This is a genomic window from Streptosporangium sp. NPDC050855 (genome assembly GCF_044456585.1).
GTDB lineage: Bacteria > Actinomycetota > Actinomycetes > Streptosporangiales > Streptosporangiaceae > Streptosporangium > Streptosporangium longisporum.
This window is the reverse complement of sequence record NZ_JBITFY010000051.1, coordinates 1-8,385: the sequence shown is the minus strand read 5'-3', so window position 1 is coordinate 8,385 and position 8,385 is coordinate 1. Positions and strand designations below refer to the sequence as shown.

The 8,385-nt window shown below is 71.3% G+C and carries 8 protein-coding genes; all 8 read right to left on the bottom strand.

The window, feature by feature from the left end:
* Positions 1 to 304: 304 nt before the first annotated feature.
* Entirely contained in the window at positions 305 to 1,489 is a 1,185-nt protein-coding gene (glf, locus tag ACIBCT_RS40345) for a UDP-galactopyranose mutase (RefSeq protein ID WP_399197336.1), read from the bottom strand.
* 23 nt (positions 1,490 to 1,512) lie between these two features.
* Positions 1,513 to 1,818: a hypothetical protein gene (locus tag ACIBCT_RS40340; RefSeq protein ID WP_399197335.1), complete on the bottom strand. Its 306-nt coding sequence runs from the start codon at positions 1,816 to 1,818 to the stop codon at positions 1,513 to 1,515.
* Entirely contained in the window at positions 1,815 to 2,978 is a 1,164-nt protein-coding gene (locus ACIBCT_RS40335; RefSeq protein ID WP_399197334.1) for a glycosyltransferase, read from the bottom strand. The genes ACIBCT_RS40340 and ACIBCT_RS40335 overlap by 4 nt, the downstream gene beginning before the upstream one ends.
* The gene (locus ACIBCT_RS40330; RefSeq protein ID WP_399197333.1) at positions 2,978 to 4,315 is read right to left on the bottom strand and encodes a family 1 glycosylhydrolase; all 1,338 of its coding nucleotides are present in this window, start codon (positions 4,313 to 4,315) and stop codon (positions 2,978 to 2,980) included. Before ACIBCT_RS40330 ends, ACIBCT_RS40335 begins: the two co-directional genes overlap by 1 nt.
* Before the next feature lie 422 nt (positions 4,316 to 4,737).
* Positions 4,738 to 6,054 carry a hypothetical protein gene (locus tag ACIBCT_RS40325; RefSeq protein ID WP_399197332.1) on the bottom strand — a complete coding sequence of 439 codons (1,317 nt, stop codon included), beginning with the start codon at positions 6,052 to 6,054 and terminating at the stop codon, positions 4,738 to 4,740.
* A 9-nt stretch (positions 6,055 to 6,063) separates the two neighbouring features.
* Positions 6,064 to 6,468 carry a hypothetical protein gene (locus ACIBCT_RS40320; protein ID WP_399197331.1) on the bottom strand — a complete coding sequence of 135 codons (405 nt, stop codon included), beginning with the start codon at positions 6,466 to 6,468 and terminating at the stop codon, positions 6,064 to 6,066.
* Positions 6,469 to 6,642: 174 nt separating this feature from the next.
* Positions 6,643 to 7,533, bottom strand: a complete 891-nt coding sequence (locus ACIBCT_RS40315; RefSeq protein WP_399197330.1) for a copper resistance protein CopC — start codon at positions 7,531 to 7,533, stop codon at positions 6,643 to 6,645.
* Between the two features lie 213 nt (positions 7,534 to 7,746).
* Positions 7,747 to 8,202 (bottom strand): STAS domain-containing protein, encoded by a 456-nt coding sequence (locus ACIBCT_RS40310; RefSeq protein WP_399197329.1) that lies wholly within the window; start codon positions 8,200 to 8,202, stop codon positions 7,747 to 7,749.
* Positions 8,203 to 8,385 lie beyond the last annotated feature (183 nt).

The window sequence follows — 8,385 nt, the reverse complement described above, 5'->3', positions numbered from 1 at the left end:
TGGCGCCCACGTGGTCGGCGGTGGCCGCGATGGAGCGGATCATGTGCTCCATGTCGGCGCCGCTGGCCAGGAAGGAGTCGACGTCGCCGTCGGAGCGAAGGAGCCGAAGAGCCGGGGTTCGACCGGGGCGATCCGGAAGGAGGGGTCCAGGGGGAGGCGGGCGGTGGTGACCAAGGTGGTAGCTCTTTTTTGGTTGCTTTGGGCGGTAAAAACATGTTTACAACCTTCTTGTGTCGTATAAAGATATTTTTTGCTGATTCGACTCTCAGGTGTTACCCCGCCCCCGCGTGGCCTGCGGACCCGCTCACGATCCGGCCGGTCGGCCCGCGCCGACGGACCGCCGCCGGTCCAGGCGCGCCTCCAGGTGGTTGTCCACCAGGGTCAGCGCCGAGGCGATGGCCATGTGCATGTCCAGGTACTGATAGGTACCGAGCCGTCCCCCGAAGTACACGTCCGGTTCCTGGGCCGCGCGCTTGCGGTAGCGCTCCAGCACGACGCGGTCGTTCGGGGTGTTGATCGGGTAGTAGGGCTCGTCCCGGCGCCCGGCGCACCGCGAGTACTCACGCATGATCACGGTGCGGTCGGAGGGGTAGTCGCGTTCGGGGTGGAAGTGGCGGAACTCGTGGATGCGGGTCCAGGGGACGTCCACGTCCGCGTAATTGATCACCGACGTGCCCTGGAAGTCCCCGACGGGGAGCACCTCCCGCTCGAAGTCCAGGGTGCGCCAGCCCAGCTCGCCCTCGCAGTAGTCGAAGTAGCGGTCGATCGGCCCGGTGTAGACGACGGGCGTACCGGGCGGGAGGGCGGATCGCAGGTCGAAGTAGTCGACGCCCAGGCGCAGGTGGATGCGCGGATGATCGGCCATGCGCTGGAGCCAGGCGGTGTATCCGTCCGTCGGCAGGCCCTCGTGGGTGTCGGTGAAGTAGCGGGTGTCGAAGGTGTAGCGGACGGGCAGGCGCGTGATGATCTCCGGCGCCAGCTGGGTGGGGTCCGTCTGCCACTGTTTCTGCGTGTAACCGCGGATGAACGCCTCGTACAGCGGGCGCCCGATGAGCGAGATCGCCTTCTCCTCCAGATTCGCCGCCTTCCCCCGGTCGACCTCCCCGGCCTGCTCGGCCACGAGCGCGCGAGCCTCGTCGGGGCTCATGTGCCGGTCGAAGTAGGCGCAGATGGTGCTCAGGTTGATCGGCATGGGGAACACCCGGCCGCCGACGACGGTGTGGACCCGGTGCTGGTAGCCGGTGAAGGAGGTGAACCGGTTGGCGTACTCCCACACCCGCTCGTTGGAGGTGTGGAACAGATGGGCGCCGTAGGAGTGCACCTCTATGCCCGTGGCCGGCTCGCGCTCGGAGTAGGCGTTGCCGCCCACGTGCCCGCGCCGCTCCAGCACCAGCACGCGGGCACCGAGCCGGCCGGCGGCCTGTTCGGCGACGGTGAGCCCGAAGAAGCCTGATCCGACCACGACCAGGTCGAAGGAGTCGAGGAACATGAGCGGCCTTCCGTCCGGTGGGATCAGGTACGCAGGGTGTGGGTGGTCGGGCAGGGGGCCGGGACGCCGCAGCTGGCGCACCGCCCGTCCTGGCCCGGGACGTGCAGGAGCAGGACGGCGGAGATCCGGGCGAGCAGCGGCGCGCGCAGGAAGGGGGTCGCCGAGCTGACGGCCGCCTCGGCCAGCAGGGGGACCGCCGATCCGGTGAGTCTCACCGCGCCCAGGGCGGCATCCCGCAGGCCCGCGCTCGCGGCCCCGACGCCCTGCCCGTGGGCTCGCTCGAGGTCGCGGGCGAGACGGCACGGTGACGGCGGGACCCGGGTGCTCACAGGGCGGTTTCCCCGGCGGCCACCGATTGCCGATCGGGATCGAGGTCGTCGATCAGCGCCGCCATGGAGGCGGCGATGACGTCCCACTCCTGACGGCGCCGGATGGGACGCAGATGCCTGTCACGGTCGGCCGCCGAGTGCCGGACGACCTCGCGGCAGGCCCGCGCGAACCCCGCGGCGTTGTCGGCGAAGTGGACGACGTCACCGTAGTCGGCGACGACGTCGGGCACGCGGGTGGAGACCACGGGCAGCCCGGCGACCAGGTACTCCAGGGTCTTGGTGGGACTGATGGAACGGGTGGCCTCGTTCACGGCGAACGGCATGAGCGCCACGTCGAACCCGGCGAGTTCCCCGGGAAGCCTCTCGTACGGCGTCAGTCCCGCGTAGTGCAGGTTGCCGGCACGGGGGACGGCGTCCTCGTCGATCTTGGTGATGGGGCCGACCATCCTGATGGTCCAGTCGGACAGTTCCCCGGCGAGGTCGCGGAGCAGTTCCAGGTCCATCCGCTCGTCGATGACCCCGACGTATCCGGCGACCGGGCGGTCGTGCGGCCGCCGCAGGGCGCGGGCGAGGATGAAGTGCGCGCTGTCGACCCCGCTGGGGAAGCAGTGGACGTCATGGGTACGCCGGTCGGTGACCGAGCGGTGCAACGAGCGTCCGCCGGTGAAGACGATGTCGGCCGCCCGCAACGACCGGCTCTGGCGCTCCCGCATCTCGGCCGAGGCGCCGAGGAAGGACGCCAGGTCGTCCATCACGTCGTAGATCAACCGGCCCGGCCGCAGGGACTGGGCCGTGTCGATGGCCATGGGCGTGTACAGCCACACGTCCGGAGCCGCGGGGCGGTCCTCCTCCGCGAACATCTCGGCCAGCAGACGGCCGTAGCCGGCCGAGACGGGCTCGTCGAAGCAGGCGGCCTCCAGGAGGCTTCCGCCGCGCGGGACGTCCATCCACACCCGGATCACGTCGCCGTGCTCCTCCCGCCGCAACCGCGGGAACGACACGTCGGCGTAGGCCGGTTCCTCCACGAACCAGGTCCTGGCGCCGTTGCCCGCCCGCGCGGCCGCGAGCCGGGAGACCAGTTGCTGGGGGCGCTGCCACACCCACACCCAGCGCAGGTGGGAGAACACGACCAGATCGGGGTCCACGGGTATGCCGATCACTACAGGCTCCTTGCGTCGATCGGTACGGTCACCGGCGGGACACGGTCCCGCCGTGGCGGTTCCTGCCACGGCCATCCCGCCATCGCCGGCAGGAATCCGGCCAGTTGCTCCTCGCACGGGGCCTGGAACCGGTAGGCCGGCAGCTCCCGTACCGGGGCCCCCGCCGCGGCCGCCCGCCACGCGCGGGTGAAGACCGACTCCTCGCGGGAGCCGTCGAGCCCGTGGCCGACCACGCCCACCGGGTCGGCCCGCCGGGACGGGAGGGCGAGCAGCGAGTCCCAGTCGCACGAGTCGACCTGCGGGAACCAGCAGTAGCCGTGCAGGGGTACGCCGCGTGACAGTGCCAGCTCGTACTGCTCCAGCGTGTAGCGCAGCCAGGACGCCCGGTCCGGCGGGAACCCCCTGATGTTCGTCTCGGTCAGCATCATGGGCAGCCCGTAGCGGTCGCTGTACTGGCCGATCACCTCGGCCAGTCCCAGGGGATGCGGAGAGGGGACGCGCGCGCCGGTCTCGCCGTAGAACCACTCCGAGTGGCAGTAGTAGTCCAGGCCGAGGACGTCCACCCGGACGGCGGGCAGATCGAGCAGCGGCTCACCGCCCGCCGCGATCAGCTGCGACAAAAAGGGCCGATCGAGGTCGAGGTCACGGCCCAGCATCAGGTCGAGGACCACGTGGCGGCGGTCGTTCGCCATCCGCGCGTGGTCAGCCCCCGGGCCCGTGCCGCTGTGGTGCTCGCCGGTGTCCACCCACACGTGACGGGCGTCGGGCAGCGTCTGCGTCCAGCACAGAGCCGCCTCGCCGATCGCGGGCAGGACGGAGCACAGCAGCCTGGCGAACCCCTCCACCCCCCGGTCGTAGGGCGGCCACAGCGCCTCGTGCCCGGCCAGGAACAGGGTGGCGAAGGGCTCGTTGAAAAGGGTGTACGCCGGCAGCCAGGGGTAGCGACCGGCGACGGCCTCGGCGTAGGCGACGTAGGCCCCCGCGAACCCGCGGTCCCTGAAGCCGTCGGCCAGCCAGTCGGGGTAGGTGGTGTGGTGGACCAGGTCCACGACGGGCACCACGCCACGGTCGTGGAGGTACCCGAGAACCTCGTCGGTCTCCGCCCAGTCGAACGTGCCCGGCTCCGGGTTGATCCGCTGCCAGCGCAGCGGATACCGCAGATGGCGCACCCCGACGGCCAGGACCTCGTCCACGTCGTGCCGCCACCGGGTGGCATGGCCCGTCGTGTCCAGCTCGTCGATCTTCCACATGGGAAGGTAGGTGCTCTCGAAACCGGCCACGAACGTCCGCCCCACCGGCGGCAGAGGCGACATATCCGCCTGACGGGGTGCGCTCATGGACTCTCCAGGTGACGGTGACGACGGGACGACGGCCGTCTCGGTGCTGAAAGGCCGACTCGACAGGCCATTGTCACGTAACGTAGTTGACTCGTTACTACGATGCCCGTCTTGAGGCATATTGATGCATCATCTGCCGATCGTTGTGACGACACCGGCCACGGAGGGTGCCGCTCACCGTGAACCGGCCCGCGAGAACGATCGTCGCCCCACCGCCCCCGGGCCGTCACCCCGTACGGTCACCGAACGATCGGGGACGGGCGCGTACCGCCTGTCCCAGCGTGGGTGCGGTCTCGAAGTGCTCCGTCATGCGGGTCGGCTCGAAAAGCCGCCGGGGACGGCTCTGCGCGGCCAGGATCACGACCGTGAGCCGCTCGCGGCCTCGCTCCCCTCGTGCCGTGGCGGCCTCCGTGGCAGGCGGATCAGCCCGCGAAGAGGAGCAGCAGGCCCACCACCGTGTAGGCCACCATCAGCACCAGGAGCGGGATCTGCCCGACGACGGCGGTCCGCCGCGGGAACAGGGCCAGCGCGCGGTCGTGGGCGAGCACGGTGCCGAGAACGTGACCGACGACGATCACCGTCACCTGGAGCATGGCGATCCCGGCCGGGGAGGTACCGGCCGCCTGGACGGTCCACCCCGCGGTGCCCAGCCAGTCGGCGCCGGTGACCAGCGGATCGGAGAGCAGGGCGAGGGTCCGCTGCCCCTCCAGCAGGAGAAGCGTGTAGTAGTGGGCGACCACGTACCCGACGGCGATCGGCACCACCGCGTGCGCCAGCTCGCCCGCCGTCGTACCCGGCTCGGCCGCGCCCCACCGGCCGGCCAGCGAGGTCGCGCCACGGTACGCCGCGAGCACCAGGCCGATGACGGCCAGCAGGCCCACCGTCCCCGTCACCGGAGCCGGCACCGAGCTCTCCTGCACGAAGCGCACCCAGATCGGGGCGTTGGAGAGACTGTCGTACATGGTGGAGCCGAGGAGCACCACCACCAGCACCGTCAGCCCCGGCACCGGCCGGAGCCCGGCCATGCCGTCCAGCGAGTTGCGCCAGGTCACGACGCCGCCGGGGCCCCTCACCACCGGGGCGAGCCGGCCGACGAGGGTGCTGTAGACCTCGAACGCGTCCGCGTGGCCGAACCAGCGCGACCCGAACAGCACCGCTCCCGCGAGCATGAACACGACGTACACGGCGAGCCAGGCCCCGATGACGGGCAGGGTGGCCCGCTCGGGGGCGACCAGTTCCAGCCAGACGAAGGCGAGGAGACCTCCGGCGGCGGGCCGGTAGCCGAGACCCTGCGGCAGCGGGCGCAGCCCGGTGCCGGGGTCGCGTCCCAGAGCCCGGCAGGCCAGCAGGTGCAGCGTCCGCAGCGGGTTGAGGACCGGCCACACCGGCCCGAACAGCAACGAGAGCGGCACCAGCCCGACCCAGAACAGGACGTAGAACACCCCCGCCGTGGGGTTCTCGACGCGGTCCGGGCCGAAGAGCAGGCCCACGCAGAAGTACGCCGCCGCGACGAGCCCGGCGATGCGCCAGACCCACGGCCACGCCCGCGCGGAGACCGTCCTCTGGAGCAGGGAGGGCAGCGGGCGGGAGTGGCGGACGTCGCTGCCCAGCCGCGGCTCGGTCCAAAGGGCGCCCAGCGCCACGAAGGACACCAGCAGGGCGAGGATCGCGCCGGTCAGCGCGGCCTCGAAGGGGATCGGCAGGTCCTGGCGACCGCCGATGCCGTGGGCCAGGAGCATCACGCCGCCCTAGCGCACCACGAGCTGGCACAGCTGCAGCTTCGACCCGTGGGTCTCGACCTCGAACAGGCCGTCCCGGTCCGCGACGAACTCGATCGTCGCGGGGACGCCCGGCTTCAGGGCCGCGGCCTTGTCGTAGCCGTGCACGTGCGCCTCGTCGGCCGTGTCACCGGTCACGGTGATCCGTACCGTCTGGCCCTTGGCAACGTCGATCCGTCCGGGAGGGGGCGTCACCTGCCGTCCGGTGACGGCCACCGTGATCTCCTTGACCGTCGAGGCGCCGGGGGCCGGAGCCGCGGCGGGCGAGCCGCAGGCCGTGGCCGTCAGCAGGGCCGTCAGCAGGGCCGCCGGCAGGGCCGCGCAGAGCATGAGCGCGGCCGGCAGCGGGCGGCGGCGGGCAGGGGGGGACGTCATGACTGTTCTCCTGAGGGGGTGTCAGGCCGACGTGCGGAGCGGCGAGCCGGCACGGTGGCGAGGACGGCGGATCGGTACGGGGTCGCGGTGACGCGGCAGGACGGAGCATGACGGCGACGTGGTGGCGGTGCGGTGGCGGCATGGTGGCTGCGGGACCGGAGCGCGGGCGGCGGGTCAGCGTCGCCTGGCGCTCTTGGCCGCCTTGCCGGCCTTGGCGCCGCGCGGCCCGCGCGACGCGCTCGCGGACCGTCCCGGGGACGTGCCCGCCGGCGGCCCGGTGGCACGTCGCCGGACCTCCGTGCCCCGGGACGACGGTCGCCGTGCCGCCCGGATCACCATGAACCCCGCTCCGGCGACCAGGACGGCGGGCAGCAGCCACACCGACGGGTCGAAGCCCGAGGCGGCGGGCCTGGGCGCGTCCGACGCCACCGCCTGCGGCGTGCCCTGCGGGGTGACGGGGGCGGCGGCTCCGGCCGACGCTCCGGCCGACGGCGCGGCGGCGCTGGGTCCCGCGTGGGCGAGCAGTGCGGGATCGGGCTCGTTCACGGGCGCCTTCCAGCCCTTGGGCGGTTCCGACGTCCTGCCCCTGTAGGTGAACCTGACCTCTCCGGTGACCTTCTCGCCGTCCGAGGCGACCGACACGTAGCGGGCGACGTACAGACCCCGCTCCGGCCAGTACGCGACCGGGACGGTCGCCGGGAACCCGGTGTGGTACAGCTTCGGCTGCCAGGAGCCGTCCACCAGGTTGTACTCCGTGACCGGCTCGTCGAGGCGCTCGGGCCGCCCGTGCGACCAGGGCCGGTCGACGCGGGCGCCACCGGGGGCGGTGACGGAGAAGTACGCGTTCGGGGCGGGCTTCTCGGTGAAGTACAGCGCGAGCGACTCCATCGGCTCGGTCACCGTGCTGTCCTTGGCCGGTGTCGACATCGCGAGCTGGCCGTGCGCGGACGCGGGTGTCGCCAGGGTGGTCAGCGCGGCGCCGGCGACGACGACCAGTGCGAGCAGCCGGCCCAACCAGCGCGCCATCGCCACCTCTGCTCTCCACCGGTAGGGCTCACCGGCCATGGAAACACGGGACGATTCAACCGCTCAAGGTCAAATCCAGTTGAGAGTAGCTGCTTTTGTGTCCTGTGAACAGAAGATCAGTACTCATCTGGCGAAAGAACGTCACATATAGGGAAATAAGAAGGCTATGAGCGGCGGCACACGCCGGATGAGACCGATGTCCCCGGCCATGCCCGCAGACGGTGCGGACGACGAGAACGGCGAGGCCCGCGCCTACGGCATCTCGCCGGTCCCACCCGGCAGTGCCAGGTCGCCGTCTGCCTGCTTCAGGACGTCCACCGCCTCTCTCAGGTTTTCTGCGACCTCGAAGTAATCCCTCATGGTGGTCAGGTCGAAGAGACGCCGGGGACTGCTGCCCGGGGCGAGGATCACGATCAGACGTCCCCCGCGCTCGCCGACCCGCCTGCGGATCTCCACCAGCAGCCCCACCCCTGCCGAGGCGATGAAGGTCAGCGAAGTGAGATCCACGATCAGCCTGACCTCACCGCGGGCGCCCACCACTTCGTCGAGGATGGCGTGCACGCGGGGAGCGGTGACGGCGTCCAGCTCGCCCAGGAGGCGAAGAATCCGCAACGACTCCAGCCGCCAGGTACGCACCTCCAGCAGCGCCTCAGGAGCGTCGGCCGTCGGCCGTGGCGGCGGGGAGGAGAGGAAGGGATCGGAAGACATCGGACGCTCACCTTCGCGGGTATGAGGGGAAGGCGGCCTCGTCTCTGGACCGGCATCCCCCTACCCGCCCCGCCCGGCTTAGAGCCGTTAACACAATGAGCTGAGGCGACGCCAGCAGATCAGGGCACAGCCGAGGCTGAGGAAGGCTTCGTGGATGTCGTCGCGGACTTCCCAGCGGATGCG

Bases quoted from the DNA above. Each gene is read 5' to 3' on its own strand.
- ACIBCT_RS40315 (WP_399197330.1), bottom strand. From the start codon at position 7,533: ATGGCCGGTGAGCCCTACCGGTGGAGAGCAGAGGTGGCGATGGCGCGC.
- ACIBCT_RS40325 (WP_399197332.1), bottom strand. From the start codon at position 6,054: ATGCTCCTGGCCCACGGCATCGGCGGTCGCCAGGACCTGCCGATCCCC.
- glf (WP_399197336.1), bottom strand. From the start codon at position 1,489: ATGTTCCTCGACTCCTTCGACCTGGTCGTGGTCGGATCAGGCTTCTTC.
- ACIBCT_RS40310 (WP_399197329.1), bottom strand. From the start codon at position 8,202: ATGTCTTCCGATCCCTTCCTCTCCTCCCCGCCGCCACGGCCGACGGCC.
- ACIBCT_RS40330 (WP_399197333.1), bottom strand. From the start codon at position 4,315: ATGAGCGCACCCCGTCAGGCGGATATGTCGCCTCTGCCGCCGGTGGGG.
- ACIBCT_RS40320 (WP_399197331.1), bottom strand. From the start codon at position 6,468: ATGACGTCCCCCCCTGCCCGCCGCCGCCCGCTGCCGGCCGCGCTCATG.